At 70.7% G+C, this 26,055-nt stretch carries 25 protein-coding genes; 19 read left to right on the forward strand and 6 right to left on the reverse strand.

The genetic code is table 11. The features are described from left to right. Genes AC1ROC_RS15760 through AC1ROC_RS15805 form a run of 10 tightly spaced genes read left to right on the forward strand, consistent with a single transcriptional unit; the run spans position 1 to position 12,458 of the window. Complete coding sequence (locus AC1ROC_RS15760; RefSeq protein ID WP_493001275.1) at positions 1-1,077, forward strand: dihydrodipicolinate synthase family protein; 1,077 nt, start codon at positions 1-3, stop codon at positions 1,075-1,077. After that, a complete protein-coding gene (locus tag AC1ROC_RS15765) occupies positions 1,077-2,096 on the forward strand; it encodes a hydroxyacid dehydrogenase (protein ID WP_493001277.1) in 1,020 nt (339 codons plus the stop codon). The genes AC1ROC_RS15760 and AC1ROC_RS15765 overlap by 1 nt, the downstream gene beginning before the upstream one ends. Continuing rightward, positions 2,093-3,019, forward strand: coding sequence for a Gfo/Idh/MocA family oxidoreductase (locus AC1ROC_RS15770; RefSeq protein WP_493001279.1), 927 nt, complete (start codon positions 2,093-2,095; stop codon positions 3,017-3,019). Before AC1ROC_RS15765 ends, AC1ROC_RS15770 begins: the two co-directional genes overlap by 4 nt. Further along, entirely contained in the window at positions 3,016-3,972 is a 957-nt protein-coding gene (locus AC1ROC_RS15775; protein ID WP_493001281.1) for a GNAT family N-acetyltransferase, read from the forward strand. The genes AC1ROC_RS15770 and AC1ROC_RS15775 overlap by 4 nt, the downstream gene beginning before the upstream one ends. Continuing rightward, a complete protein-coding gene (locus tag AC1ROC_RS15780) occupies positions 3,969-5,348 on the forward strand; it encodes a hypothetical protein (RefSeq protein WP_493001283.1) in 1,380 nt (459 codons plus the stop codon). The genes AC1ROC_RS15775 and AC1ROC_RS15780 overlap by 4 nt, the downstream gene beginning before the upstream one ends. Beyond that, on the forward strand, positions 5,345-7,537 hold the full coding sequence (locus tag AC1ROC_RS15785) for a peptidase C14 (protein ID WP_493001285.1): 2,193 nt from the start codon (positions 5,345-5,347) through the stop codon (positions 7,535-7,537). Before AC1ROC_RS15780 ends, AC1ROC_RS15785 begins: the two co-directional genes overlap by 4 nt. 19 nt (positions 7,538-7,556) lie before the next feature. Beyond that, positions 7,557-9,725, forward strand: a complete 2,169-nt coding sequence (locus AC1ROC_RS15790; RefSeq protein ID WP_493001287.1) for a peptidase C14 — start codon at positions 7,557-7,559, stop codon at positions 9,723-9,725. A 59-nt stretch (positions 9,726-9,784) separates the two neighbouring features. Then, positions 9,785-10,558 (forward strand): SDR family NAD(P)-dependent oxidoreductase, encoded by a 774-nt coding sequence (locus AC1ROC_RS15795; protein ID WP_493001289.1) that lies wholly within the window; start codon positions 9,785-9,787, stop codon positions 10,556-10,558. Continuing rightward, positions 10,555-11,676 (forward strand): mandelate racemase/muconate lactonizing enzyme family protein, encoded by a 1,122-nt coding sequence (locus tag AC1ROC_RS15800; RefSeq protein WP_493001291.1) that lies wholly within the window; start codon positions 10,555-10,557, stop codon positions 11,674-11,676. Before AC1ROC_RS15795 ends, AC1ROC_RS15800 begins: the two co-directional genes overlap by 4 nt. Further along, positions 11,673-12,458, forward strand: a complete 786-nt coding sequence (locus tag AC1ROC_RS15805) for an SDR family NAD(P)-dependent oxidoreductase (RefSeq protein WP_493001293.1) — start codon at positions 11,673-11,675, stop codon at positions 12,456-12,458. The genes AC1ROC_RS15800 and AC1ROC_RS15805 overlap by 4 nt, the downstream gene beginning before the upstream one ends. On the opposite strand, the gene AC1ROC_RS15810 is transcribed toward AC1ROC_RS15805, so the two are convergent. Next, positions 12,448-12,783, reverse strand: coding sequence for a nuclear transport factor 2 family protein (locus AC1ROC_RS15810; protein WP_493001295.1), 336 nt, complete (start codon positions 12,781-12,783; stop codon positions 12,448-12,450). The genes AC1ROC_RS15805 and AC1ROC_RS15810 overlap by 11 nt on opposite strands. Before the next feature lie 46 nt (positions 12,784-12,829). Next, a complete protein-coding gene (locus AC1ROC_RS15815) occupies positions 12,830-13,579 on the reverse strand; it encodes an SDR family NAD(P)-dependent oxidoreductase (RefSeq protein ID WP_493001297.1) in 750 nt (249 codons plus the stop codon). Positions 13,580-13,667: 88 nt separating this feature from the next. Here AC1ROC_RS15815 and AC1ROC_RS15820 point away from each other — a divergent pair, with 88 nt between their 5' ends. The 5 genes from AC1ROC_RS15820 to AC1ROC_RS15840 all read left to right on the forward strand — a co-directional run bounded on the left by AC1ROC_RS15820 (position 13,668) and on the right by AC1ROC_RS15840 (position 17,441). Further along, entirely contained in the window at positions 13,668-14,648 is a 981-nt protein-coding gene (locus tag AC1ROC_RS15820) for a C-terminal binding protein (RefSeq protein WP_493001299.1), read from the forward strand. A 37-nt stretch (positions 14,649-14,685) separates the two neighbouring features. Next, positions 14,686-15,549 (forward strand): fumarylacetoacetate hydrolase family protein, encoded by an 864-nt coding sequence (locus AC1ROC_RS15825; RefSeq protein WP_493001301.1) that lies wholly within the window; start codon positions 14,686-14,688, stop codon positions 15,547-15,549. Between the two features lie 27 nt (positions 15,550-15,576). Next, entirely contained in the window at positions 15,577-16,107 is a 531-nt protein-coding gene (locus AC1ROC_RS15830) for a hypothetical protein (RefSeq protein ID WP_493001303.1), read from the forward strand. 126 nt (positions 16,108-16,233) lie between these two features. Further along, positions 16,234-16,992, forward strand: a complete 759-nt coding sequence (locus AC1ROC_RS15835; RefSeq protein ID WP_493001305.1) for an SDR family NAD(P)-dependent oxidoreductase — start codon at positions 16,234-16,236, stop codon at positions 16,990-16,992. An 11-nt stretch (positions 16,993-17,003) separates the two neighbouring features. Beyond that, positions 17,004-17,441: a MarR family winged helix-turn-helix transcriptional regulator gene (locus tag AC1ROC_RS15840; protein ID WP_085368652.1), complete on the forward strand. Its 438-nt coding sequence runs from the start codon at positions 17,004-17,006 to the stop codon at positions 17,439-17,441. A gap of 46 nt (positions 17,442-17,487) precedes the next feature. Here AC1ROC_RS15840 and AC1ROC_RS15845 read toward each other — a convergent pair whose 3' ends face one another. From AC1ROC_RS15845 to AC1ROC_RS15860, 4 genes are all read right to left on the reverse strand, one after another. Then, entirely contained in the window at positions 17,488-18,750 is a 1,263-nt protein-coding gene (locus tag AC1ROC_RS15845; RefSeq protein ID WP_493001307.1) for an alpha-hydroxy acid oxidase, read from the reverse strand. Positions 18,751-18,758: 8 nt separating this feature from the next. Further along, entirely contained in the window at positions 18,759-19,490 is a 732-nt protein-coding gene (locus AC1ROC_RS15850) for a FadR/GntR family transcriptional regulator (RefSeq protein WP_493001309.1), read from the reverse strand. Between the two features lie 107 nt (positions 19,491-19,597). Next, the gene (locus tag AC1ROC_RS15855; protein ID WP_493001311.1) at positions 19,598-21,040 is read right to left on the reverse strand and encodes an MATE family efflux transporter; all 1,443 of its coding nucleotides are present in this window, start codon (positions 21,038-21,040) and stop codon (positions 19,598-19,600) included. Between the two features lie 64 nt (positions 21,041-21,104). Further along, positions 21,105-21,536, reverse strand: a complete 432-nt coding sequence (locus AC1ROC_RS15860; RefSeq protein WP_168688643.1) for a MarR family winged helix-turn-helix transcriptional regulator — start codon at positions 21,534-21,536, stop codon at positions 21,105-21,107. A 150-nt stretch (positions 21,537-21,686) separates the two neighbouring features. On the opposite strand from AC1ROC_RS15860, the gene AC1ROC_RS15865 reads away from it, so the two are divergent. The 4 genes from AC1ROC_RS15865 to AC1ROC_RS15880 all read left to right on the forward strand — a co-directional run bounded on the left by AC1ROC_RS15865 (position 21,687) and on the right by AC1ROC_RS15880 (position 26,055). Further along, positions 21,687-22,685, forward strand: coding sequence for an alpha/beta fold hydrolase (locus AC1ROC_RS15865; protein ID WP_493001313.1), 999 nt, complete (start codon positions 21,687-21,689; stop codon positions 22,683-22,685). 64 nt (positions 22,686-22,749) lie between these two features. Beyond that, positions 22,750-23,697 carry a GlxA family transcriptional regulator gene (locus AC1ROC_RS15870; RefSeq protein WP_493001315.1) on the forward strand — a complete coding sequence of 316 codons (948 nt, stop codon included), beginning with the start codon at positions 22,750-22,752 and terminating at the stop codon, positions 23,695-23,697. A gap of 92 nt (positions 23,698-23,789) precedes the next feature. Continuing rightward, positions 23,790-24,785 (forward strand): type I glyceraldehyde-3-phosphate dehydrogenase, encoded by a 996-nt coding sequence (gene gap, locus AC1ROC_RS15875; protein WP_493001317.1) that lies wholly within the window; start codon positions 23,790-23,792, stop codon positions 24,783-24,785. Between the two features lie 94 nt (positions 24,786-24,879). After that, a complete protein-coding gene (locus AC1ROC_RS15880) occupies positions 24,880-26,055 on the forward strand; it encodes an alcohol dehydrogenase catalytic domain-containing protein (protein ID WP_493001319.1) in 1,176 nt (391 codons plus the stop codon).

A 26,055-nucleotide genomic window follows, 5' to 3' on the forward strand; every position in this document is an offset into this window, starting at 1 on the left:
GTGCAGGGCACACCGCTCACCGCTCCCGCCCTCCCGGAGGAGATCGCCGCACTGCTCGCGCGCGGCACGGTCGTCCCCGCGCATCCACTGGCTCTGGATGCGCACCGCAAGCTGGACGAGCGCCGCCAGCGCGCGCTCACCCGCTACTACCTCGCTGCCGGAGCGGGCGGCATCGCCATCGCCGTGCACACGACGCAGTTCGAGATCCACGAACCGGAGCGCGGACTGCTCGAACCGGTGCTCGCTCTCACCGCCGACGTGCTCGACAGGGAGGCGGACCGCCCGCTGGTCAGGATCGCCGGAGTGGTCGGGGACACCGCCCAGGCGGTGCGCGAAGCACAGCTGGCCGCCGGGCTCGGCTACCACGCCGTGCTGCTCAGCCCCCGGGTCGCCGGGGCGGACGAGGACGCGCTGATCGAACGCGCGCGCGCCGTGGGCGAGGTGCTGCCGGTGGTCGGCTTCTACCTGCAGGAGGCCATCGGTGGGCCGGTGCTCTCGCGCTCGTTCTGGCGCAGATTCGCCGATCTGCCGTCGGTGGTGGCCGTCAAGGCCGCTCCGTTCGACCGGTACCGCACCGCCGAACTCGTGCGCGGTGTGTCGGAGTCCGACCGTGCGGACGCCGTGAGCCTCTACACCGGCAACGACGACGCGATCGTCGCCGACCTCACCGCCGTCCACCACGTCGAGACGCCGTCCGGGATGCGCGAGGCGCGCTTCGTCGGAGGGCTGCTCGGGCAGTGGGCGGTCGGCACGCGTGCGGCGACGCAGGTGCTGGCGCTCGCCCACCGGGCGGCGGACGGCGACCGCGAGGCCGGAGCGGAGCTCAGCGGCCTGGCCGCCGACCTCACCGACCTCAACTCCGCCGTTTTCGACCCGGCCAACGGGTTCGCCGGAGTGATCGCCGGGGTGCACGAGATGCTGCGCCAGCAGGGGCTGCTCGACGGTATCTGGTGCCTCGACGAGCACGAGACGCTGTCGCCGGGGCAGGCGGAGGAGATCGAACGGGTGCGGCGGCAGTACCCGCACCTCAACGACGACGCGTTCATCGCGGAGCACCGCGACGAGTGGCTGCGCTGATGACCGCATCCCCGTCCGTCATCGTGGCCGTGCCCTCCGGGCTCCGCGCCGAGTTCTTCACGGAGGACGACCTCGCACTGCTCGGTGCGGCCGCGGCAGGTCTGGCCGGCGACGGTCTCGCGGTCGCCGAGTCCGTCGAGGACGCCGCAGCCCGGTTCGACCTGGCCACCGTGCAGGTGGTCGTCATCGCCTGGGGCGCACCGCGCTTCGACGACGGACTGCTCGACCGCCTGCCGTCGCTGCGGCTGATCGCGCACACCGGGGCGAGCGTGAAGCCGTTCGTGTCCGAGGCGTGCTTCGAGCGCGGCGTGGCCGTGACGCAGGCCGGCGCGGGCATGGCCAGATCGGTCGCCGAGGTCTCGCTGGCGTTCACGCTCGCGCTGCTGCATCGCATCCCGCGGTTCGATCACGCGCTGCACGCCGGCGCAGAGTGGGCGGACGCCGAGGACGCGCCGGCCAGGCACGAGCTGCTGGATGCGCCGGTCGGCGTGGTGGGGGCGTCGCGCACCGGGCGTGCCTACCTCGGGATGCTGCGGGCGCTCGGCGCACGCGTGCTGCTGGCAGACCCCACCATCGACGACGCGGAGGCGGAGGCGCTCGGCGCAACGCTCGTTCCGCTGTCCACGCTGCTCGCTGAGAGCAGGGTCGTCGCGCTGCACGCCCCGTCGCTCCCCGAGACCAGGGGGATGATCGGCGCGGCGGAGCTCGCGACGATGCCGGACGGCGCGGCACTGGTCAACACGGCGAGGTCGTGGCTGGTCGACGAGGAGGCCATGATCGCCGAACTGCGCTCCGGCAGGATCGACGCGGCCCTCGACGTGTTCGACGACGAGCCGCTGCCCGCCGGCCACGAACTGCGAACGCTTCCGAACGTGCTGCTGGTGCCGCACAAGGCGGCGGGGACAGTCGAAGGGCGGCTGCGGCAGGGACGCATCGTGGTCGACGAGGTCGGCCGGTTCTGCGCGGGGGAGAGCCTGCTGCACGCGGTCTCCGCCGCCGACCTGGAACGGATGGCATGAGCGTGCGCGTCGCGTTCGCCGGGGTCGCGCACTCGCATCCCTTCACGGATGCGGCGAACCTCACCGCCCTGGGCGCCGAGGTCGCCGGGGTCTGGGACGCGGACGACGCCGACCGGCTCTCCGCCTTCGCCGAGCGCTTCCGCGCGCCCGTCATCGCAGACCTCGACGCGCTGCTCTCCCTCCGCCCTGACGTGGTCGTCGCGACCCCGCGCACCGCCCGCGCGGCCGACGTGGCGACCGCCTGCGCGGCCGCCGGGGTGCCGGTCTTCCTGAACAAGACCATCGCGACCTCGGCGGCCGGCCTTCGCAGGTTCGAGGAGCTGCGAGGCGCCGCGCGCTGGGCCAGTTCGTCCGTGCTCCGGTTCGCGCCGGAGGCCGTCGCGTTCGCCGACCGGATGCGCGCGGAGCGCCCGCTGTGCATCCAGGTCGCCGCGCAGCACGACATCGGCGGGTTCCTGACGCCGGAGCGTCGCTGGCAGGACGAACAGGACGGCGCGGGCGGCACCCTGCTCAACATCGGCATCCACGCGTTCGAACTGCTCGACCTGGTGACCGGCGGCGACGGCGTCGAGATCGTGGGCGGCACGGTGGAGCGCGGCGCGCTCGACACGCGCTCCGAGTCGGCCGGGCTGGTCTGGGCGCGCACGTCGGGCGGTGTGCCGGTGACCGTCTCCGTCAGCGGTGTGCCGGGCCCGGACGAGTACAGCGTGCGGATCGTGGCGGAGAGCGGTGTGCACACGCTCGCGCTCGGCGACGCGTCCGACCTCGGGTACGCGGCGCTCGCCGCGGCGGTGGTCCGGTTCGCGGCGGGCGGGGATGCGCCGGTCGGCCGGGAGCGCACGCTCGCTGTGTACCGCACCGCCCTCCTGGCGGCCGCCGTCGCACGCGGCGCGCTGCCGGAGACCGTGGGAGCGCGGGCATGACGGGCACGGTGACGCTGCGGACAGCATCCACGTCGGACGACGCGGCGATCGCTGCGCTCTGGGCGGAGGCCTTCGCGGAGCCGGGGATGCTCGCCCAGTGGGAGCTCGATCCGAACAGGCACGCCTCCACCATCGTCGCCGAGGACGGCAGCGGGGTGATCGGGAGCGTGTATCTGCTCGATCACGGCCTGCGCAGCGCGGGCGGAAGGATCGCGCGCGTGCTCGGGCTCGCGAACGTCGCCGTCGCCACGCGGGCACGCGGCCAGCGCGTCGCGCGGATGCTGACCGACGAGGCCGTGGCGTACGGCAGGCGCACCGGCTACGACTGGGCGCTCCTCTTCACCGGCACACCGCACGTCTATCGCGGCGCGGGGTTCGCGGTGTTCCAGCAGCGCAGACGCCGAATCGGGTCGCTCGCATCCCCGGATGGCGACGGCGGGCGCCCGGGCGGGATCGGCAGACGGCCCATCTCCGGCCTCGCGCCGGAACGCCTCTCCACCATCCACGACGCGGCGACGGCGGCGCTGCCGCTCAGTGCGGTGCGCGACGAACTCGGCTGGCGGCGCGCATACGGCTGGTATGCGGGCGCCGACGTCTACCTCGCGACCGGACGCGACGCCAGGGAGGCGGCGTACGCGATCGTCCGCACGGCGGGCACGCAGCACGGCGGCGCCGACGCTGCCGTGCTCGAAGCGGGCGGCAGCGTCGAGGCCCTCTCCGCGATCGGCCGCACGGTGTGCTCCGATCTCGCGGCGGCCGGAGGAGTCGCGACCATCGAGTTCGACCTGCCGGGCGGCCAGCCGTTCGACGCCCTCGTGGATGCGGTCAGCGGCGACGCCGTCTGGCAGCCGGACGGGACCGGCATGATCCACCCGCTCGACGGGACGCTCGCCGACGCGCTCGCCACGGCCGAGCATCCATCGGCCCACCACTGGACGGGAGACTACCTGTGACAGCACTCGGAGCACGGCAGGCTGTGCCGCACACGGACGCCGCCATCGGCATCGCCCGGCGCGACATCACGCCCCCGGCCGGGATCAGGGCGAAGAACTGGGGGCCGGCGGACTGGGAGCGCTCGGAGGGAGCGCACCGTCCGATGACGCTGACGGCGCTCGCCGTGGGCGGCGCAGAGCCCGTGCTGCTGATCGCGGTCGACGGGACGTGGTGGCGCAGGGTCGACGACGAATGGTCGGTGCGCTCGCGGGTGCTCGACGCGCTGGGCCTCCGCGACGACCAGCTGATGATCGCCCTGTCGCACACGCACGCCGGTCCGGTGCTCTGCTCCGCAGACGCCGACCTCGACGGAGGCGACCTCATCCCCGGCTACCTGGACAGGCTCGCCGAGGCCGCCACGGATGCGGGCCGGGAGGCGCTGCAGTCCGCGGAGCCCGCCAGCATCGACTGGACCAGCGGACGGTGCTCGCTCGCGGCCGACCGCGAACTCGACCTCGACGGACGCGCGCTCGTCGGGTTCAACCCCGACGCGGAGACCGCGGACGACACCGTGCTGGTCGGCAGGGTCAGCGCGGCGGACGGCACGGCGCTCGCGACCATCGTCAACTACGCCTGCCACCCGACCACGCTGGCCTGGCAGAACAGGCTGGTGTCTCCGGACTACGTCGGCGCGATGCGCGAACTCGTCGAAGAGCAGACCGGGGCGGCCTGCCTCTTCCTGCAGGGCGCATCCGGCGAGCTGGCCCCGCGCGAGCAGTACACGGGAGACCTCGGCGTCGCCGACCGGCACGGCAGGGCGCTCGGGCACGCGGTGCTCTCCGCCCTCGACCTCCTCCCTGCGCCTGGGCACGAACTCGAACTGTCCGCGGTGGTCGAGTCCGGCGCCCCGCTCGCGATGTGGACAGAGACCAGGCAAACCCGGAGCGACGCCATCGCGACCAGCAGGGATGCGGTGCTCCTCGACCTCGCGCCCCTCCCCACCATCGAGGAACTGGAAGAGCGGTGGGCGGACATCGACCCGCGCAGCAGGGCCGAACGGCTCGGCAGGGCGCGCAACCTGCGCGACGGCTACGTCCTGGGCGACCGGGTCGAGCATCCGGTGTGGACGTGGCTGCTCGGAGACGCTGTGGTCGTCGCGCATCCCGGAGAGGCGTACTCGCGGCTGCAGCGCACGCTTCGCTCCGCGTTCGCCGGCCGCCCCGTCGTCGTGATGAACCTCACCAACGGGCCGGGCTTCGTCTACCTCCCCACGCGCGACGCGTACAAGCGCGGCGCGTACCAGGCCTGGCAGACACCGCTCGCCCCCGGCTCCCTCGACAGGCTCGAGGACGCAGCCGTGTCCGCCATCCGCACGATCATCGAGGAGCAGCAATGACAGCGTCACCCGTTCCACCTCGCACTCCCGCAAGCACGCGCCGCGGGCTGATCGTCGGTCTGAGCGCCGCTGCGCTCGGCGGCGTCGGCGTGCTCAACGCCGCCGCTCCGGCGGAGGCGACCGCACCGCAGAAGCCGGGAGCGTCCGGGGAGGTGCAGCAGGCGAGGACCGTCGCCGACCTCGGCAGGATCCAGGCGAAGGACGGCCAGCTCGCCATCGCGGCCGGATACCGCACGCCCGGCGACGCAGGACGCCTGATCTACCGGGGCGCCGGCGCGAAGGGCACGAAGGTCAACGGCGGCACCGTCGTCCCCGGCAAGAACGGGACCGTCTGGGTGCTGCAGCACGACGGCACCCTCGACTTCCGCGTCTTCGGCATCGACGGGCCGGGCCGGGCGGCGGACGACGCGCTCGACGCGATGGTCGGCGACCCCACCGTGGAACGGATCGAGGCGCACACCGACCTCAACTTCGTGCGGCGTCACGTCTTCACCCGCTCCCGCATCGAACTCGACTTCGGCGGCCATCTCATCACCACGGAGGGCATCGCGGCGAACAGCCACGACAACCCGTTCGGCGCCGTCCTCTTCTTCACGGGAACGCCGGAGGGTGCTGCCGTGCAGTACGCGCTGGCGGAGGCGTGGCCGGAGCTGACAGACGCGGTCTCCGTGCCGGACGCCTCGGTGTTCCCCGTCGACAGCTGGTGGGCGGTGCAGTGCGCACCCGTCGCGGGCGGAGGAGGGGACGAGCGGGAGCTGCAGCGCTTCGTCCGCGTGACGCAGCAGCTCGACGCCACGCACATCCGGGTCGACTACCTGAACGGCTGGCCGCTCGAAGCCGGCCGCAGCCTCAGCTGGCGCAAGGTCGCGCCGGTGGAGCGCGTGCGCGTGCGCAACATGCGCTTCGTGGGGTCGGGGCCGTACACCGGGCCGACCGACGGCTCGCTCCCCGACGCCCGCGAACTCACCGGATCGCACCCGACGGCCTTCGAGTACGCCGTGCACTGCGACGTGTCCGACATCCATGCCACGCACACCTGGTGGCCGGTGGTGATGCGCCGCTGGAACACCCACTTCGTCACGGAACGCTGCTCGATCGAGAACCCGCCGACCGTCTTCTACGGCGGCGCCGGCTACCTCACCCAGCAGATCTACTGCCTCTACGGGCACGTCCGCGACTGCGCGTCCTCGAACGCCAGGCACCTCAACGACCTCACCGCCAGCGCGTACTGCATGGTGGAGAACTGCCACGGCGACGGCGACGACCAGGGCGGCAACCCGTTCACCACCCACGGCCAGTACGAGCACGACCTCACGTTCATCGGATGCTCGGGCCTGATGGACATCGCCAACTCCGGAGCGCAGTGGGGCACGTCGGCGAAACGCATCACGGTGCGCGACCATGTCTGCTCCTGGCTCGTCGCCGGCACCAAGATCACCGACCTGACCCTCGAGAACGTGCGGGTCATCGGGCGGTCGACCTTCGACCCCCAGGCGACGCTCACGATCAACGCGGACGGCGCCCAGCTGCGTGGATGCACGGCAGGGCTGTTCGCCGTCGGCCAGCGCAGCGCGCGCTCCACCCGCCCGACGGTGATCGAGGACTGCACGTTCTCGCTGCCGAAGGGGCAGGTGCTGGTGCAGACGCCCGTGACGGCGACCGTCTCGTTCGTGCGCTGCCGCATCGACGGCATCGACGGCACCGTCGCCAGGGGGAGCGGGGCCGTCCGCTTCCACGACTGCGACCTGAGCGGCCCGGCGAAGGGCGACCCGTTCCAGCTCGCGGGAGCGGAGGTGACCGTGCGCGGAGGGACGCTCACCGGGGTCGCGCTGGTCGCGACGGCGGCGAAGGATCAGGTCGTCACCGTCGACGGCGCCCGGCTGAGCACAGACCGCACCGGCGGTGCGACGCTGAGCAGGGCGGCGGGGGCCGGCGTGGTCACCTGGCGGATCGACGGCGTGACCTCCTCAGCGCCGACGGGCACCCCGCACCTCGCGATCGAGTCCGGCGTCAACCACGCCAGAATCGTCGGCTCCCAATTCGGCGGGGGACGCATCCAGTTGCCGGACGCCGGCTTCGCAGCACCATCCACCCTGCTCTACGACGCGGCGATCGAGCGCGGCGTGGAGCGAACCGTTCCCGAACAGACGAAACGCATCATCGTCGGCGACAGCATCGTCGTCGACTGACACGAAAAGGAATCCACGGATGAACAGTGTTCAGGGCACCACCACCGATGCAGCATCCACCGCAGGCGCACCGGCGTCCGGCACGAGACGCGGCCTGATCGTCGGCCTCGGCGCCGTCGTGCTCGGCGGCGCGACCGCGATCGGCGCGGCCACTCCGGCCGACGCGGCCGTCGCGGCGAAGAGCAGCGGCTCCGGTTCGATCCGCCAGGCGCGGCTCGTGCGCGACCTCGCCGGCGTCAAGGCGTCCGACGGCGAGCTGATCGCGGTCGCCGGGTACAGCGTGCCGGGGGACGCGGGCGACCTCGTCTACCGCGGAGCGTCGCGCTTCGACGGCACGCCGAACGGCGGCACCGTCATCGCGGGCAAGAACGGCACGGTGTGGCTGCTGCAGCACTCCGGCACCGTCGACTTCCGGCAGTTCGGCGTCTTCGGGCCCGACAAACCGGCCGACGACGCTCTGGATGCGATGGTCGGCGACCCGGCCGTCTCGCGCATCGAGGCGCACACCGACCTGAACTTCGTGCGCAGGCACACCTTCACGCGCTCCGGCCTGGAACTCGACTTCGGCGATCACCTGATGACCACGGAGGGCATCGCCGCCAACACGTACGACAACCCGTTCGGCGCCGTGATGTTCTTCTCCGGGGTGGTGACCAACGACGTCCAGGTGGCCACTCTCACCGAGGCCGTGCCCGATCTCGGCGACATCTTCCCGGTCGCCGACGCCAGCTGGTTCGCCGTGGACTCCTGGTACGCCGCCGACGTGAACGCGCTCAGCGGGCGGTGGGAGAAGGAGCTGCAGAAGCTCGTCCAGGTGACCCAGATCGTCGACCAGACCCACATCCGGGTGAACTACAAGAACGGCTGGCCGCTCGCCGAGGGGCGCACCATCACCTGGACCCGCGTCGAGCCCGTGCAGAACATCCGGATCAGCAACCTCGTCTTCCGGGGCAAGGGCACCGACCAGTACACCGGCTCGCACCCGATCGCGTTCGAGTACGCCGTTCGCTGCGACGTGGAGCGGGTGGTCGGCTCCCTCACCTTCTGGCCGCTGATCATGCGGCGCTGGAACACCTTCTACTCGACCATCGAGTGCACCCTCTCCAACCCCACATCCGTGACGTACGGCGGGGCGGGCTACCTGACCCAGCAGATCTACTGCCTCTACGGCTACGTCGCCAACTGCCACACCTCCAACGCCAGGCACCTCAACGACTTCACCGCGAGCGCGTACTCGATGGTCGAGAACTGCCACGGCGACGGAGACGACCAGGGCCCGTTCGTCACCCACGGCCAGTACGAGCACGACCTCACGTACACGGGCAACTCCGGGCTGATGACGTTCGCCAACTCGGGAGCGGCCTGGGGCTCGGCGGCCAAGCGCATCACGGTGCGCAAGCACGTCTGCTCCTGGTTCGTCGCGAGGGTCCGCATCACCGACCTCACCCTCGAGGACGTCAAGGTCATCGGCAAACCGTCGCTCGCGGGATCCGGGATGCTCTGGATCAACGCGGACGGCGCCCAGCTCACCGGATGCACGGCGGACAGCACGCTGGTGATCACGCAGTCGTCGTCCGCGTCGTCGCGGCCCACCGTGATCCGGGACTCCTGGTTCCGGTTCGCGGCGCCGGGCAACCTCACCGACGCCAGCGTGAAGGCTTCCGTCCTGTTCGACGCGACGACGCTCGAGAACGTGGGCGGCGTGAAGATCCTCGGCGCGGGCGACATCACCTTCCGCGACAGCAGGCTCGGCGCGGCGGCCGGAGCCGACGCGCTGCAGACCTCCTCCGCGAACACCCGTTTCGAGGGCACCGTGCTCGACGGAGTCTCCGTGCTCGCCGCCGGGACGGCCGCCCAGACCGTCGAGGTCGTCGGCGGGAGCCGCGTGTCCGGTGCGGGAGGGACGGGCATCGGCCGCGGCGGCAGCGCAGCGGTCACCGTGCTCTTCGCCGACAGCACCTTCGCCCGCTCGGACAACGGGAGCGCCCACGTGTCGCTGACCGGAGGGACGAACCACTACCGCGCATCCGGTTGCCGCTTCGACGGTGGCAAGCTCGAGTTGTCCGCTGCAGGCTTCGGGTCGGGATCGACCCTGCTGCACACGGCGAACGTCGAGACATCGGTGAAACGCGTCGGCTTCCCCGACGACTCGGACCGGGTCATCACTGCGGGCAACATCACCGTCTGACCGGCACCGGCACCAGCACGGCACGCACCAGCACATCAGCTCCACCAGAAAGGATCACCATGAACGCAACCCCCGCATCCACCCCCGTCGCCGTCGTCACCGGAGGGGCGGCCGGGATCGGCTGGGAGATCGGCCGCCGCCTGGCAGCGGACGGATACACGGTGGTCGCCGCCGACCTGGTGCCCGGCTTCACCGAGTCTGCGCCGGTCGACGGGATCGTGCACCGCAGGCTCGACGTGACCGACCCGGAGGACGTCGCAGCGGTCTTCGACAGGATCGCAGCCGAGTTCGGCAGGATCGACGTGGTCGTGAACAACGCGGGCATCCAGCGTCACCGTGCGATCGAAGACCTGGCCTGGGACGAGTGGCGCGCGGTGGTCGACGTGAACCTGCACGGCGTCTTCCTCAGCCTGCAGGCGGCCGGACGGCACATGCTCGCGGCGGGAGGCGGACGCATCGTCAACATCTCCTCGATCTCGTCGCGCGGCTCGGCCGGGCGCGCGCCGTACGCGGCGACGAAGGCGGCGGTGATCGGCCTCACGGCCACGGCGGGCGCCGAGTGGGCTGCGCGGGGAGTCCGGGTGAACGCGGTGGCGCCCGGCTACGTGGACACCGGCGTCTTCCGCCAGGGGGTCGCGGCAGGCACCCTGAACGAGCAGACGATCCTCGCGCGCATCCCGGCCGGTCGTCTCGCCCAGGCCGAGGAGATCGCGGCGGCGGTGTCGTTCCTCGTCTCCGATCAGGCGTCGTACATGAACGGCCAGACCATCTACGTGGACGGCGGCTTCATGGTCGACTACGGGGTGCCGCTGGCCTCGGTGCCGAAGCCGTGAGCACCGTCGTCTCCTCCGCACCGGATGCGGTGGTGCGCGACCTGCGCACCTCCACCGTCGCCCTGCCGCTCGCCCGGCCCCTGCACCTCGGCGCGATGACCGTCACCCGGCGCGAGTACGCCGCCGTGCGGGTCTCCGACGGCGAGGGCAGCACCGGGATCGCGTACGGGCTCACCCGCGAGGCCCCGATGGCCGAGCTGGTCGAGCGGCTGATCGCGCCGCACGTCGTCGGCGGAGAGCTGGATGTGCCGGCGCTCTGGGAGCGCGCACTGCGGGGGAGCGCCATCGTGGGGCGCGTCGGACTCGTGCGCCGGGCGATCGGCCTCGTGGACATCGCGCTCTGGGATCTGCTCGGACGCCGCAGCGGACGCCCGGTCTGGCAACTCGTCGGCGCAGACGACAGCCCGCGCCAGGCGATGCTGGTCGCCGCGTACCCGACACTGGGGCGCACCGTGAACGACCTCGTGGACGAGGTCGTCTCGCAGGCCGCCGACGGCTGGCCGCTCGTCAAGCTGTCGCGCTCGCCGGACACGGCGCTGATGCGCGAGCTGCTCTCCACGCTGCGCAGGGAACTGCCGGCGACCACCGGCATCGTCGTGGACGTCGGCTTCGGCTGGCCGAACGCCGACACGGCCATCGCCGAGGTCGCCGAATGGGGCGACCCGGAACTCGCCTGGCTGGAAGACCCCCTGCTGCCGGAGGACGTGACCGGATGCGCGCGCCTGCGCAGCGCGACCGGCCTCCGCGTCGGAGTCGGTGACGAGGTCACAGACCCCGGCGTCCTCAAAGCCCTCGCCGATGGCGGCGCCATCGACCTGGCGCGGCTCGACGTCGTCGCCATCGGCGGGATCACCCCTGCGCTCGAGTTCGCCGCGTGGGCGGAGGACAGGGGGCTCCCGGTGTCGTGTCACATCAGCCCGGAGACGAGCGTGCACCTCGGCCACGGCGTCGGCGTCGAGACGTTCGGGCGCGGGCCAGGCGGCAACCCGTACGACCCGTCGCCGCAGCTGGTGGTCGGCGGTCCGGCCTTCGCGGACGGCACGGCGCGGCCGACGGCGGAGCCCGGCATCGGGTTCTCCTTCGCGCCGGGTACCTTCGACTTCGGGAGGAACGCATGAATCGCAGCGTCGTCGTCACCGGGAGCGGCAAAGGCATCGGCAGAGGGATCGCGGAACGGCTCACCGCGGACGGCTGGACCGTCGTGGGGGTCGAGCGGAGCGCATCCCGGTCGGTGGAGGAGGGCGTCTGCGCGGCCGTCGTCATCGGTGACAGCGCGGACAGGGCCACCCACCTGCGCGCGGCCGACGAAGCGCGAGCTCTCGCGCCGCTCGGCGGCTGGGTCAACAACGCCGGGATCACCCGCCGCACCCCGCTGCACGACCTGGACGAGGCCGCCGTGCGCGAGATCGTCGACATCAACGGCCTCGGCTACCTGTGGGGATGCTCGGCCGCGGTCTCCGCATTCGTCGACCAGGGCACGCCGGGCGCCATCGTCAACGTCGGCTCCATCCACGGCCGCGCGAGCTTCGTCGACCACGCGGCATACGAGTTCACCAAGGGCGGCATCGACGCCCTGACCCGCAGCGTCGCCGTGACCTACGGGCCGTACGGGATCCGTGCGAACACCGTCGCTCCCGGCGGTGTGCGCACGCCGCACCTGGATGCGCAGATCGCCGCGGCCGCCGACCCGGCCGCCGAGGAGCGCGCCCTCGCAGACGGCCCGCCGATGCGCAGGATCGCCACCGTCGAGGAGGTCGCGGCGCTCGCCGCATTCCTGCTCGGAGACGAGGCGTCGTATCTGAGCGGCCAGTCGATCGCGGTGGACGGCGCCTGGACGGCGTCGTTCGGCGCACCGCAGGCCGACGCCGCCATCGCGGAACGGTTCGGGCTCAGGCCTTGAGCATGGAGGCGCGGCGGATCAGGCCGCCGCACACGTCGAACGTCGCGATGGTCTCCGTGCCGACGCCGTCGTTGACCACGTTCTCCCTGGCCACCACCCAGCGGTCGCCGAACAGGGCTGTCGCGTCGATGCTGCAGCTCAGCAGCGGGTTGTCGAGGCGTCCGGCGTAGAACGCGCGGATGGCATCCCTGCCGACCAGCGGCGCGTCGGCGACGCCGGTCACCACCGCGTCGTCGGCGTACGTGGCGACGAAGGCCTCGAGGTCGTGCGCGTTGAACGCATCCACCTGTGCTGTCACGGTCTGAAGCGCGGCGAGTGCCGTCATCCGGTGTCTCCTTCTGTGTGCGGGTCGCGCGGTCGTCGGCTGTCGGTCAGTCGATGCGGACGCCGCCGTTGACGTCGTAGGTCGCGCCGGTCACGAAGCCCGCCTTCGGTGAAGCGAGGGTGCCGATGATCCAGGCCACGTCGTCCGGCGCGCCGAAGCGGCCGAGCGGGATGGAGGACTCGAGCGCGTCGTGCCCGTCGTCCGAGAGCTGGTCGGTGATCGCGCTCGTCACGGGTCCGGGGGTCACGGCGTTGACGCGGATGCCCTCGGCGGAGAGGTGCCTGGCGAAGCTGCGCGTGATCGCCAGGATGGCGCCCTTGCTCGCCGCGTAGTGCATCCCGGTCTGCAGCGCGCCGACCTGGCCGGCGATGGAGGAGAGGTTGATGACCGAGCGGTCGCCCTCCGCCGCGCGCAGCAGGGGGAGGGTCGCTCTGGTGAGCAGGAAGGTGCCTCGGCCGTTGGTCTCCATCACCGCATCCCACTCGTCGATGTCGATGTCGTCGAAGTGGCGGTACGGGCAGACGCCGCCGTTGTTGACGAGGACGTGCAGGTCTCCCCACGCCTCGGTGATCTCCATCACGAGCGCGTCGATGGATGCGGGGGAGCGGAGGTCGAGCCTGCTGACGCGCACCTCCGGCGCGCCCGCCGCGGTGCAGAGCTCGGCGACGCGGAGCGCTGCCGCCTCTCCCGAGGTGTACGTGAGCCAGACGGCGTTGCCGTCGGTGGCGAGTCGCACGGCGGTCGCCGCGCCGATTCCGGAGCTGGCCCCTGTGACGAGTGAACGGCGAGGATTCATACCCAGAACGCTATAGCATTTCGTCCGGATCTGCCGCGAAGAGCGCGGGAATGTGGCGAGAAAACGCTAGATGCTATAGCGTTTTGGCATGACTTCCGACCTTGTCGTGATCACCGACTACGACCTGCCGGGCAGCGCTGCGGACGACACGCTGCGCGCCGCGGGCCTGACAGCGCGCCGGGCCGCCTCCGCCTCCGCCGACGACATCGTCGACGCGGCGGAGGACGCATCCGCCCTGATCGTGCAGTGGGCGCCGATCACCGCCGACCTGCTCGACCGCCTCCCCTCCGTGCGCTTCATCAGCAGGCTGGGCATCGGCTACGACATGATCGACGTCGCAGCGGCGAGCGAGCGCGGCGTGCTCGTCGCCAACACCCCGGCGTACTGCATCGACGAGGTCGCGACGCACACCATCGCGATGATCCTCACGCTCGGCCGCGGCCTGGTCGGCTACGACCGCGCCGTGCGCAGCGGCGAATGGTCGGCCGTCGCCGCATCCCCGATGGCCATGCGCCCGTCGGCGACCACCGTCGCCGTGGTCGGCTACGGCCGCATCGGCTCCCTCGTCGCCCTCCGCTGCCGGGCGCTCGGGTTCCGGGTGATCGTGGCGGACCCGGTCGTCCCTGCCGCGCGCATCCTGGCGGACGGACTGGAGCCCGTCACCCTCGCCGACGCCGTCGCCCAGGCCGACGTGCTCACGCTGCACGCCCCGCTCACCGCCGCGACGCACCACCTGATCGGCCAGACGGCGCTCTCGTCGATGAAGCAGGGAAGCGTCATCGTCAACACCTGCCGCGGCCCGCTCATCGACGAGGAGGCCCTGGCCGACGCGCTCGAAGCCGGCAGGCTCGCCGGGGCGGCCATCGACGTCTTCGCGACAGAACCGCTCCCGTCCAGCAGCAGGCTCAGGATGCTCGACAACGTGCTGCTCACCCCGCACGCCGCCTGGTACTCTCCTCAGGCGCTCGCCGACCTGCCGGTGCACGCAGCGAACAACATCATCGACCACTGGGCAGGCCGTCCTGTGCCCGCCGTCGTGAACGCGGCGGCCGCGCAGCCGGTGCGCTGAACGCCCGCCAGACCCGCTCGAACGAGGAGACAACCGGATGCGCTTCCTGCGACTCGGAGACCACGGCGCCGAACGCCCCCACCTGCGTGACACGGACGGCACCGTGTACGACCTGAGCCGCGTGACCGACGACGTCGACCCTGCGTTCTTCGCCGCGGACGGCGTCGCCCGCGCCCGCGCCGCGCTGCAGGACGGGGAGCTCCCTGTCGCGACCGGCTGGCAGGATCTCCGCGTCGGCGCGCCCGTCGGCCGCCCCGCCGCGATCGTCTGCATCGGCCAGAACTACGCGGCGCACGCCGCAGAGTCCGGGGCAGAGCCGCCCGAGCATCCCATCGTCTTCTTCAAGCACCCCAACACGCTCGTCGGCCCCGACGACGACGTGCTGCTGCCGCCGGGTGCCCAGCGCGCGGACTGGGAGGTGGAGCTCGCCGTCGTCATCGGCCGCAGGGCGCGCTACCTCTCCTCTCCCGCCGACGCGCTCGACCACATCGCCGGCTTCGCCGTCTCCAACGACGTGTCGGAGCGCGAATACCAGCTCGACGTCTCCGGTGGCCAGTGGTCCAAGGGCAAGTCGAGCGAGACGTTCAACCCGTTCGGCCCGGAACTGGTCACCCCGGACGAGGTCGACCACCGCGCACTCCGCCTCCGCTCCTCGGTGAACGGGTCGCCCAGGCAGGACTCGACGACGGCCGACATGATCTTCGGCGTCGAGCACCTGATCTGGCACCTCAGCCAGTTCATGGTCCTCGACCCGGGCGACATCATCAACACGGGAACGCCGCAGGGCGTCGCGCTCTCCGGACGCTTCCCGTACCTCGCAGACGAGGACACGATGGAGCTGACGATCGACGGGCTCGGAACGCAGCGCCAACGGGTGCGCAGGGTGGTGCTCGCGGGCTAAGTCCGCCACGGGACACACAATAGAGGCATGACCTTCCACGCCTCCGACCGGGTGGTGCCCGTCACGGTGAACCGCATCGAGATCACGGCGCACGTCCCGTTCGAGACGCTGCGCCGCGCGTTCGAGGCCGAGGTGCCGCTGGTCGACTCCGCCCGGTTCGAGCAGCTCGTCGCATCCGGGGCGGAGTGGAAACGGTTCGCGCAGGAGGCGGAAGGCTCGGGCATCCACCGGTTCGTCGCGTTCTGGCGCGACTACCCGACGCCGATCATGCGCGTGGGCGGTGCGGACATCCCGAGCGCCGTGTACCTGATCGGCGACTACATCACGGCATCCAGAGTGTTCCGGCACGACCCGGCCGCGATGCTCTACACGCCGACCAGACTCGAACTGCACGCCGGCCGCGACGGAGGAACCATCCTCACCGTCGACCAGCCCAGCTCGCAGCTGGTCAGCCTCGGCAACAACAAGATCACCCAGGCGGGCTTCGAACTGGACAGGATACTCGGCGACCTGCTCGAAGAGCTGGGCCTGCCGCGGCCGGAGGCGCTGCGGCGGTAGGGCTCGCTGCACGGGCCGTGGTGGCGGCCCCGGGACGGCGCCCGACCAGGCATTCGGGCGAAGACCGCTTGACAGACGTTCGGTACCGAATGAAAATAGTACGGTACCGAACAGACGGGAGCAGGCATGTCACACGAACGCATCGCGCTCATCACCGGCGCCAATCAGGGCGTCGGATTCCAGGTTGCGAAAGAACTGGTCGCCGCAGGGGTCACGGTCGTGCTGGGGTCGCGGGACCTCGCGCGCGGGCAGGCCGCTGCAGCTCAGATCGGCGACGGCGCGATCCCCGTCCAGATCGACGTGACCGACACCGACTCCATCGCGGCGGCGGCGCGCTGGGTCGAGGACGAGTTCGGGCGGCTGGACCTGCTCGTCAACAACGCCGGGATCTCCCGGGCCGTCCAGACCGAAGGCGACTTCCTGGCGGACTACGAGACCAGGAACAGGGCGAGCACCGCATCGCTGGCAGAGATCAGGACGGTGTGGGAGACCAACGTCTTCGGCACGCTCGCCGTGTATCAGGCCATGCTGCCGCTCCTGCGGAAGTCGCAGGATGCACGCATCGTGAACGTCTCGAGCGGAGTAGGGTCACTGACCGCGAACGCCGATCCCTCCTACCCGTATCACTCGATGTTCGGCCCGGTCTATCCCGCATCGAAGGCAGCACAGAACGCGATCACGCTGGCAATGATGGTCGAACTCGAGTCCACCGACATCAAGATCAACCTCGTCTCGCCGGCCTTCACGGCGACCAATCTCAACGGGTTCGCGGGCACGGAATCACTCGAAGACGGCTCGCGCGAGGTGGTCCGCGTGTGTCTGCTCGGTCCTGACGGGCCGAGCGGCACATTCACCCGCTGGGAGAACACGCCCATCCCCTGGTGAATACTGGGCCCATGACGGATACCGGGGAGCCGACGCTCGGCTCGTGGGCCAAACGCTACTACTACGCCAACCGGGCGGCCGTAGACGCGGTACTGCGCACTCACGGGATCGGCTCCACCCAGTGGGCGGTGCTCTACGAACTCGCCGGCAACGGCACCATGGCTCAGAGCGAACTCGGCCGCGCCCTGCACCTGGAGCGCGCGAGCCTCAGTGGAATCGTCACAACGCTCGTCCGCAAAGGTCTCGTCGAGCAGTCCCCTTCCCCCCGTGACCAGCGACAGAGACTCCTCACCCTGACCGCCGCAGGGCACGACCTGTGGAACACCGTGCCCGACCCGTTCGCCGACGTCCGCGCCGTCGCCCTCGACGGCATCGACCCCGCGGAGATCGCCACGGCGATCCGCGTCCTGCGCCAGGCGACCACCACCCTCGACAACCACGCGTTCTGAAGGTGTCGAGGCCGCCCAGGATGAGCAGGCCTCGAAGCGGTAGGCCCTACCCCTCCGCCCGCACCCCCGCATCCGGCGCCGCGACCGGCACCAGGCGTCGCAGCTGGGTCACGTGCTTCGGGCTCAGTTCGTCCAGGCTGGCCACTTCGAGGAGCTGCATCGTGCGCACGATCTGGTCGCGCAGGATCTCGATGGTGCGATCGACGCCGGCGCGGCCTCCGGCCATCAGGCCGTAGAGGTATGCGCGGCCGATCAGGGTGAACTTCGCGCCGAGCGCGTACGCCGCGACGATGTCTGCGCCGTTCATGATGCCGGTGTCGATCGCGATCTCGGTGTCTGCTCCGACCTCGCGCACCACCTGGGGGAGCAGGTGGAACGGGATGGGCGCTCGGTCGAGCTGGCGGCCTCCGTGGTTGGAGAGGACGATGCCGTCGACGCCGAGGTCGACCAGGCGGCGGGAGTCTTCGACGTTCTGGACGCCCTTGATGACGATTTTGCCCGGGAACAGGTCGCGGATGATCGCGAGGTCGTCGAAGCTGATGGAGGGGTCCATCGCCGCGTTGAGGAGGTCGCCGACCGTGCCGCCCGTCGCGGAGAGCGACGCGAATTCGAGTTTCGGCGTCGTGAGGAAGTCGTACCACCACCAGGGGCGCGGGATCGCGTTGACGATCGTGCCCAGCGTGAGCTGCGGCGGGATGGAGAAGCCGTTGCGCTTGTCGCGGAGGCGGGCGCCGGCGACCGGCGTGTCGACGGTGAAGAACAGGGTGTCGAAGTCGTTCGCGGCCGCGCGGCGGACGAGTTCGTAGGAGATCTCGCGGTCGCGCATCACGTACAGCTGGAACCAGTTGCGGCCGTGCGCGTTGGCGGCCTTCACATCCTCGATCGAGGTGGTCCCCAGCGTTGAAAGCGTGAACGGGATCCCGGCGGCGGCAGCAGCGCCCGCCCCGGCCGTCTCGCCCTCCGTCTGCATCAGCCGGGTGAAGCCGGTCGGCGCGATGCCGAACGGCAGCGACGACGGGCCGCCCCAGATCGTGCACGACGTGTCGACCGTCGACACGTCGCGGAGGATCGACGGGTGGAACTCGATGTCCTCGAACGCCTGGCGCGCGCGGGCGAGCGAGAGCTCCCCTTCCGCAGCGCCCTCGGTGTAGTCGAACGCGGCCTTCGGGGTGCGGCGCTTGGCGATCGTGCGCAGATCGCCGATGGTGAGCGCGCCCTGCAGGCGGCGCTTCTTCGCGTCGAGTTCCGGCTTCTTGAACTTCATGAGCTCCAGAAGCTCGGCGGGCTTGAGGACCTGGCGAGTGACCATGATGCTGCCTAACGGGGTTCGTGGTGGACGGGAACGGGGAGAACGGGGGAGGCGTCGCGGTAGTAGCCGCTGATGTGGTCGTGGATCCTGGACTGCGCACCGGCCCTGTCGCCGGAGGTGATCGCCTCCACGATCGCGCGGTGCTCGCCGCGCAGCCGGGCGGCCATCGCCTTCCAGTCCTGGATGCCGCCGAGCCCGGAGACGACGTAGCTCTCGATGGAGGTGCGCAGCCCGGCCATCATCGCGGCGACCACGGAGTTCCCGGATGCGTCGGCGAGCGCCAGGTGGAACTGCGCGTCGAGCGCGAGGAACTCCTCCGGCGTGAGCGTCGGGTCGTCCATCGCATCCAGCAGCTGCTCCGCATCGTCGAGCCGGATGCCGGACGGCCGCTCGGCGAGGTCGACCGCCACGGCCGTCTCCAGCAGGAGGCGGGTGCGCACCACGTCGGCGACGGGGAAGTTGCTCGCGGCGACCTGCAGCCGCATGAGGGCCTGCATACCGCCGACCGGGCGCGCGACGATGATCGCGCCGGAGCTCGGACCGGAGCCGGTCTGGGTGCGGACCAGTCCCATCGCTTCGAGGACGCGGATCGCCTCGCGCACGCTCGACCTGGCCACGCTCAACTCGGCCGCGAGGGTGCGCTCGGGCGGGAGGTGGTCGCCGACGCGCAGCTGGCCGTCGACGAGCCGCGCTTCGATGGAGGCGAGCACGCCCTCCCAGGCGCGGGGCTCGGTGGTCATCGCGCTCTCCCTCGTGTGGTCAGACCATGTGGTCCGTCCACACTAGCGACGGGCCGCCCGGATGTCCAGGCGGCCCGTCGCGATCAGGCTGTCACGCGGTCACGCGGTCACGCGGTCACCGCCGCCGCGCCCTCCTCCGCCACCGCAGCGCTCGCCGCGGCCACCGCATCCTGCGACGGCACGGAAGCCAGCGCCTTCCGCGACCCGAGGAACAGCGCGGCGCCGAGCGCGAACGTGAGCAGTTCGGTCGCCGTCATCGCCCAGATCACGCCGTTCAGCCCGAAGACCGCATTGCCGACCAGCACCACCGGGATGAACAGGATGCCCTGCGAGACGGCCATGATCGTCGCGTTCCTGATCTGCTCCGTCGCCTGGAACACTGCGATCACCAGACCGGTGAATCCGTTGAACAGGGTGGAGATGAGCATGGCGGTGAGGATGAGCGTGCCGTCGGAGATCACGGACGGGTCCGCGCTGAACAGGGCGAACACCTGGTCGCGGAACAGGAACACGATGGACGAGAACACGAGCGTGATCCCGGCGATGGCGACGGCGCTGCCGACGATCGCGCCGCGCAGCCTGGCGTGGTTGCGGGCGCCGTACGCGTAGGCGAACAGCGGGATGGCTCCCATGAACACGCCCATGCAGATCATCTCCGGCAGCTGCACGATGCGGAGGGCGACGCCCATCGCCGCCAGCAATGCGTCTCCGTATGCGATGGCGATCCAGTTCATCACGAGGGTCGTCACGATGAGGAACGACGACATCAGCAGCTCGGAGGCTCCGACGCCGAACACGGTCTTCAGCATCTCCGGGTCCGCCCGGAAGTGGCGAGGGGCCAGCGAGACCGCGCTGCTCTTCTTCGCCAACCACCAGATGTAGTAGCCGACGGTCACCACGTTGGACAGCCCGAGCGCGATGCCGGCGCCGAGCACGCCCCAGCCGAGCACGAGGATGAACAGCACGTCCAGCACCAGGTTGGCGACAGTGGATGCGATGAGCCCGGTCATCGAGGCGACGGCCGCGCCCTCCGCGCGCACCAGCTGTTCGAGCGCGAACGCGGCGACCAGCACTGGCGCGAAGCCGAACATCGCCCCGATGTAGAGGGCCGTCGGTTCGAGGGATGCCCCGCTGGCGCCGACCGCCGTGGCGAGCGGCACGGCGAAGATCACGCCGAGCACGCCGATGACGACGCCGGCCGCCAGCGCACCCCACAGGGTGAACGACGACACCTGCTTGATCCTGGCGGCTGCACCGTCGGCGGCGGACGCTTGGTCCGCATCCGGGTCGTCCTGCATCCCGAGCAGCCGCGAGACGAAGGTGCCGCCGCCGACGCCGAAGACGCCGCCGATCGCCATGACCAGGGCGAACACCGGGAGGGAGAAGGTGAGGGCGGCGAGCAGGGGAGTGGAGTGCAGTGCGCCGATGAAGCCGGCGTTGATGATGTTGTAGACGACACCGACGGAGAAACCGGCGACCATGGGCACGCAGAGGTGCACCAGGGAGCGCCAGATGGGCGCAGAGGCGAGGTAGGTACGGTTCGAGGACATGACGGAACCTCCGTTCCGGGTAACGGCTTTTTTCGGTGGGTGTGAGGGTGGGGGAGGGTGCGCGCTATGAGTCGAGCGTGTCCGTGACGCGTCGGAGGAGCGCGATGAGGCGGTCCTGTTCCTCGGTGTCGAGAACGGAGAAGGTGCGTTCCTGCTCGGCGGCGAGGTCGTTCTGGAATCCAGCGACGACCTCTGCTCCCTCCGGGGTGACGCTGATGAGCTTCACCCGCGAGTCGTCCGGGGACGGCGTGCGCGTGATGTAGCCGCGTTCTTCCAGTCCCTGCAGGAGGCTGGCGACACTGGCCGGGGTGGTGCCGGACATCTCGGAGAGTTCCCGGGCGATCACGCCGTTTTCCTGATGTTCTTCGATGTATCCGAGCGTGAATGCCTGCGACCTGCTCAGGCCGCTGGTGCGCACCCAGGCGTCCGCCGTCGCTCGCTGGGCGAACGAGAGCGTGCGGATGAGGGCGGTCAGCTGTTCCGATCGGGATGACATAGTTAGAAACCTAATAGTTAGAAATCAAACTGTCAAGCAACGGATGAGCAGCCCGTCGCGGTCAAGATGGTGCCCCGGTCCCACACCGCCTCCGCGGCGCTGGCACCGCCGCCCGATTCGCCGCGGACGCCCGGCCCGTAGCGTCGAAGCATGAGCGACAACACCCGTCCGACCACCGAGTCCGCCGCCCAGAATCCCCCGCCGAGGAAGCGGGGACGGAAGTTCCTTCGCGTCACCATCGTGACGATCGTCAGCATCGTGTCCGTGGTGGTGATCGCCCTCGCCACCACCGCGACGATCAACGCCATCGCCACCGCGTCCGAGGAGAAGGAGATCACGAAGTACGGCCGGCTGGTCGACGTCGACGGCAAGAAGATGAACGTCGACATCCAGGGCGCCGGCGCCCAGACCATCGTGCTGCTGCCCGGCTTCGGCACCGGTTCCCCGGTCATCGACTTCGCACCGCTCGTCGACAAACTGAAGGCGAACTACCGCACCGTCGTCGTCGAGCCGTTCGGATACGGTCTGAGCGACGAGACCGACCGGCCGCGCACCAACGCGAACATCGCCAGGGAGGTGCACAGTGCCCTGCAGGCGCTGCACATCGACCGGTACGTCCTGGGCGGCCATTCCATCGCCGGGATCTACGGACTCCAGTATGTGAACACCTATCGCGACGAGGTGACCGCCTTCGTCGGCATCGACACCAGCGTTCCCACCCAGCCGGGCATCGACGAGGAACTCAACGTCGCGGGTCTCCGCACCCTCAAGACCCTCGGTCTCGTCCGGGTCCTGACCGCGCTGGGCGACGACCCGTACACCGGGCTCCCGTACACTGACGCGCAGAAGTACCAGTCGAAGATCATCTCCCTCCGCAACGGATTCACCGACACGTACGCCGACGAGATGGAGCGCTTCGGCTCCAACTTCCACGACGCCCAGAAGCTGGCCTTCCCGAAGGACCTCCCGCTTCTCCTGTTCGTGCAGTCGAACAACACCGACGTCGAGGGCTGGATGACCCTGCACAAGGAGCAGGCGGCCAGCGTCGAGCGCAGCGAACTCATCCCGCTCGACGCCGACCACTACCTGCACCACACGAAGTCGGCGGAGATCGCGTCGGCGATGAACGCCTTCCTGACGGCCGGCTGACGCGCATCCGGCGACCTCGTGGCAGGATGCTTGCGATAGGCATCCACATCGCCAGGAGGTCGCCATGCCGTCCAGCAACCACCGCGTCGCCGTCCTCGTCCTCGACGGCGCGAAACCCCTCGACGTCGGTATCCCGGCCCAGGTGTTCTCCCACCGGCCGAGCATGCCGTACGAGGTGCGCGTCTGCGGGGCGGCGCCCGGGCTCGTGACCGGCGGGGACGGCCTCTCGTACCACGTGGCAGACGGCCTCGACGCCCTCGCGGAGGCGGACACGGTGTTCGTCCCCGGATACCGGGAGCCGGCGACCACGGAGCCGTCCGCAGCGGTCGTGGCGGCGCTCCGGGCCGCCAACGAGCGCGGGGCGCGCCTCGCCGCGATCTCGACGGGCGCGTTCGCGCTCGCCGCAGCCGGGCTCCTCGACGGCAAGCGCGCCACCACGCACTGGCACTACACGAGGGCGCTCGCCGCCAGGTACCCGCTCGTGCAGGTGGACGAGAACGTGCTGTTCGTCGACGAGGGCGGCGTGCTCACCTCGGCGGGCGCCGCCTCCGGGATCGACTTGAGCCTGCACCTGGTGCGGCGCGACCACGGCGTCGGCCTGTCCAACCACGTCGCGCGCCGGCTGGTCGCCGCCCCGTATCGCAGCGGCGGGCAGGCGCAGTACGTGCCGCGCAGTGTTCCCGAGCCGCTCGGCGACCTGTTCGCGACGACCAGGGCGTGGGCGCTGGAGCACCTGGCCGAGCCGCTGACACTGGATGCGCTCGCCCGCAACGCCCGCGTGTCCCCGCGCACGTTCTCCCGCCGCTTCGTGGAGGACACCGGGTACACCCCGATGCAGTGGGTGCTCCGGGCGCGCGTCGACCTGGCCCGCGAGCTGCTCGAACGCAGCGACCTCGGCGTCGAGCAGATCGCCGACAGCGTCGGCCTCGGCAGCGGAGCGAACCTGCGGCTGCACTTCCAGCGCATCCTGGGCACGTCGCCGACGGAGTACCGGCACACGTTCTCCGCCTAGGCGAGATCCTTGCGCACGCTGTCTTTCGAGCCACTGTCGCATCCCGTCTCGGCGATCGAGCATGGAAGGCGGAACGAAAGGAACCCCTCCCCATGACCCGCATCGCCATCAACGGCTTCGGCCGCATCGGACGCAACACTCTCCGCGCACTGCTGGAGCGCGGCAGCGACCTGGAGGTCGTCGCCGTCAACGATCTGACCGCTCCGGAGACGCTCGCCCACCTGCTGAAGTACGACAGCACCCTCGGCCGTCTGGGCCGCACCGTCGAGGTGGACGGGACCGATCTCGTGGTCGACGGCCGCCGCATCCGGGTGCTGGCCGAGCGCGAGCCCGCCGATCTGCCCTGGGCGGAGCTGGGCGTGGAGCTCGTGCTCGAATCGACCGGGCGCTTCACGTCTGCGGACGCCGCGCGCGCCCACCTGCGCGCCGGTGCCAAGCGCGTCCTTGTCAGTGCACCCTCCGACGGCGCGGACGTGACCCTCGCCTACGGCGTCAACACCGACGCGTACGACCCGGAGAAGCACGTCATCGTCTCCAACGCCTCCTGCACGACCAACGCCCTCGCGCCGCTCGCCTCCGTCCTGGACGACCTGGCCGGCATCGAGCACGGCTTCATGACCACGGTCCACGCGTACACCCAGGAGCAGAACCTGCAGGACGGGCCGCACCGCGACCTCCGCAGGGCGCGCGCGGCCGGCGTCAACATCGTGCCGACCACCACGGGCGCGGCGAAGGCGATCGGCCTGGTGCTTCCGAACCTCGACGGCAAGCTCTCCGGGGACTCCATCCGCGTGCCCGTCCCCGTCGGCTCGATCGTGGAACTGAACACCACCGTCTCGCGCGAGGTGACGCTCGACGAGGTGCTCGCCGCCTACCGCGACGCGGCGGCCGGACCGCTGAACGGCGTGCTCGAGTACGCGGACGAGCCGCTGGTCTCCTCCGACATCACGGGCCAGCCCGCCTCCTCGATCTTCGACTCCGCGCTCACCAGGGTGAGCGGCAAGCACGTGAAGGTGGTCGCCTGGTACGACAACGAGTGGGGCTTCTCGAACCGGGTGGTGGACACGCTGGAGCTGCTCGCAGCGTGAGCGCCGCATCCTGAGTCGCCGCATCCCGTCGCGCACGGAACGGCCGAGCCCGCAACCGGTGGTGCCCGGCCGTTCCCGCGCGTAGAACGCAGGTATGAAAGCACTCACCTGGCAAGCGAACAAGCGCGTCGACGTGGTCGACGTGCCCGACCCGCGGATCGAGCAGCCCACCGACGTTGTCATCCGCATCACCTCGACGGCCATCTGCGGCTCCGACCTGCACCTGTACGACGTGCTCGGCCCGTTCCTCTCCAAGGGGGATGTGCTCGGTCACGAGCCGATGGGCATCGTGGAGGAGGTCGGTCCCGCCGTCCGGTCACTCAGCGTGGGCGACCGGGTCGTCATCCCGTTCGTGATCGCGTGCGGCGACTGCTACATGTGCAGGCTCGGGCTGACGACGCAGTGCGAGACCACCCAGAACCGCGAACACGGCACCGGGGCGTCCCTCTACGGCTACACCGAGCTGTACGGGTCCGTCCCCGGCGGCCAGGCGGAGCGCCTGCGCGTGCCGATGGCCGACTTCAACGCCCTCCGCGTCGGCAGCGAACTGCCGGACGACCGCTACCTCTTCCTCAGCGACATCCTGCCGACGGCCTGGCAGGGGGTGCAGTACGCGAACGTTCCGGAGGGCGGGACGCTCGGCGTGATCGGGCTCGGCCCCGTCGGCCAGTTCGCCAGCCGCATCGGCAAGCACCTCGGCTACCAGGTGGTCGCCGTCGACCCTGTGCCGGAGCGCAGGGCGATGGCCGAACGCCACGGCATCGACACCTTCGACCTCAGCGACGACGCGGCGGCCTGGCTCCGCGAGGCGACGGACGGCCGCGGGCCGGACGCCGTCGTCGACGCGGTCGGGATGGAGGCGCACGGCAACACGGTGGCCGGTGTCGCCCAGTCCGCCGTCGGCCTGCTGCCAGACCCGGTGGCCAAGAAGCTGATGACGACCGTCGGCGTCGACCGGCTCTCCGCGATGATGCTCGCCTTCGACGCGGTGCGCCGCGGGGGCACGGTCTCCCTCAGCGGCGTCTACGCGGGTGTCGCAGACCCTGTGCCGTTCATGAACCTGTTCGACAAGCAGGTCGCCATCCGGATGGGCCAGTGCAACGTGCACACCTGGCGCGACGACATCCTCCCCCTGGTCGAAGACCCCGCAGACCCGCTCGGCACGGAAGACCTCGTCACCCACCGCGTCGGCCTGGAGGAGGCGCCGAGGATGTACGACCTGTTCCGCGACAAGGAGGACGGCTGCATCAAGGTGGTGCTCACGCCCTGA

The organism is Leifsonia sp. GW821-FHT13C05, from assembly GCF_058806515.1.

Excerpts from the sequence above, each read along its gene's own strand:
- AC1ROC_RS15765 (WP_493001277.1), top strand. The coding sequence starts at position 1,077 with ATGACCGCATCCCCGTCCGTCATCGTGGCCGTGCCCTCCGGGCTCCGC.
- AC1ROC_RS15770 (WP_493001279.1), top strand. The coding sequence starts at position 2,093 with ATGAGCGTGCGCGTCGCGTTCGCCGGGGTCGCGCACTCGCATCCCTTC.
- AC1ROC_RS15775 (WP_493001281.1), top strand. The coding sequence starts at position 3,016 with ATGACGGGCACGGTGACGCTGCGGACAGCATCCACGTCGGACGACGCG.
- AC1ROC_RS15785 (WP_493001285.1), top strand. The coding sequence starts at position 5,345 with ATGACAGCGTCACCCGTTCCACCTCGCACTCCCGCAAGCACGCGCCGC.
- AC1ROC_RS15790 (WP_493001287.1), top strand. The coding sequence starts at position 7,557 with ATGAACAGTGTTCAGGGCACCACCACCGATGCAGCATCCACCGCAGGC.
- AC1ROC_RS15795 (WP_493001289.1), top strand. The coding sequence starts at position 9,785 with ATGAACGCAACCCCCGCATCCACCCCCGTCGCCGTCGTCACCGGAGGG.
- AC1ROC_RS15805 (WP_493001293.1), top strand. The coding sequence starts at position 11,673 with ATGAATCGCAGCGTCGTCGTCACCGGGAGCGGCAAAGGCATCGGCAGA.
- AC1ROC_RS15810 (WP_493001295.1), bottom strand. The coding sequence starts at position 12,783 with ATGACGGCACTCGCCGCGCTTCAGACCGTGACAGCACAGGTGGATGCG.
- AC1ROC_RS15815 (WP_493001297.1), bottom strand. The coding sequence starts at position 13,579 with ATGAATCCTCGCCGTTCACTCGTCACAGGGGCCAGCTCCGGAATCGGC.
- AC1ROC_RS15820 (WP_493001299.1), top strand. The coding sequence starts at position 13,668 with ATGACTTCCGACCTTGTCGTGATCACCGACTACGACCTGCCGGGCAGC.
- AC1ROC_RS15825 (WP_493001301.1), top strand. The coding sequence starts at position 14,686 with ATGCGCTTCCTGCGACTCGGAGACCACGGCGCCGAACGCCCCCACCTG.
- AC1ROC_RS15830 (WP_493001303.1), top strand. The coding sequence starts at position 15,577 with ATGACCTTCCACGCCTCCGACCGGGTGGTGCCCGTCACGGTGAACCGC.
- AC1ROC_RS15835 (WP_493001305.1), top strand. The coding sequence starts at position 16,234 with ATGTCACACGAACGCATCGCGCTCATCACCGGCGCCAATCAGGGCGTC.
- AC1ROC_RS15840 (WP_085368652.1), top strand. The coding sequence starts at position 17,004 with ATGACGGATACCGGGGAGCCGACGCTCGGCTCGTGGGCCAAACGCTAC.
- AC1ROC_RS15845 (WP_493001307.1), bottom strand. The coding sequence starts at position 18,750 with ATGGTCACTCGCCAGGTCCTCAAGCCCGCCGAGCTTCTGGAGCTCATG.
- AC1ROC_RS15850 (WP_493001309.1), bottom strand. The coding sequence starts at position 19,490 with ATGACCACCGAGCCCCGCGCCTGGGAGGGCGTGCTCGCCTCCATCGAA.
- AC1ROC_RS15855 (WP_493001311.1), bottom strand. The coding sequence starts at position 21,040 with ATGTCCTCGAACCGTACCTACCTCGCCTCTGCGCCCATCTGGCGCTCC.
- AC1ROC_RS15860 (WP_168688643.1), bottom strand. The coding sequence starts at position 21,536 with ATGTCATCCCGATCGGAACAGCTGACCGCCCTCATCCGCACGCTCTCG.
- AC1ROC_RS15865 (WP_493001313.1), top strand. The coding sequence starts at position 21,687 with ATGAGCGACAACACCCGTCCGACCACCGAGTCCGCCGCCCAGAATCCC.
- AC1ROC_RS15870 (WP_493001315.1), top strand. The coding sequence starts at position 22,750 with ATGCCGTCCAGCAACCACCGCGTCGCCGTCCTCGTCCTCGACGGCGCG.
- gap (WP_493001317.1), top strand. The coding sequence starts at position 23,790 with ATGACCCGCATCGCCATCAACGGCTTCGGCCGCATCGGACGCAACACT.
- AC1ROC_RS15880 (WP_493001319.1), top strand. The coding sequence starts at position 24,880 with ATGAAAGCACTCACCTGGCAAGCGAACAAGCGCGTCGACGTGGTCGAC.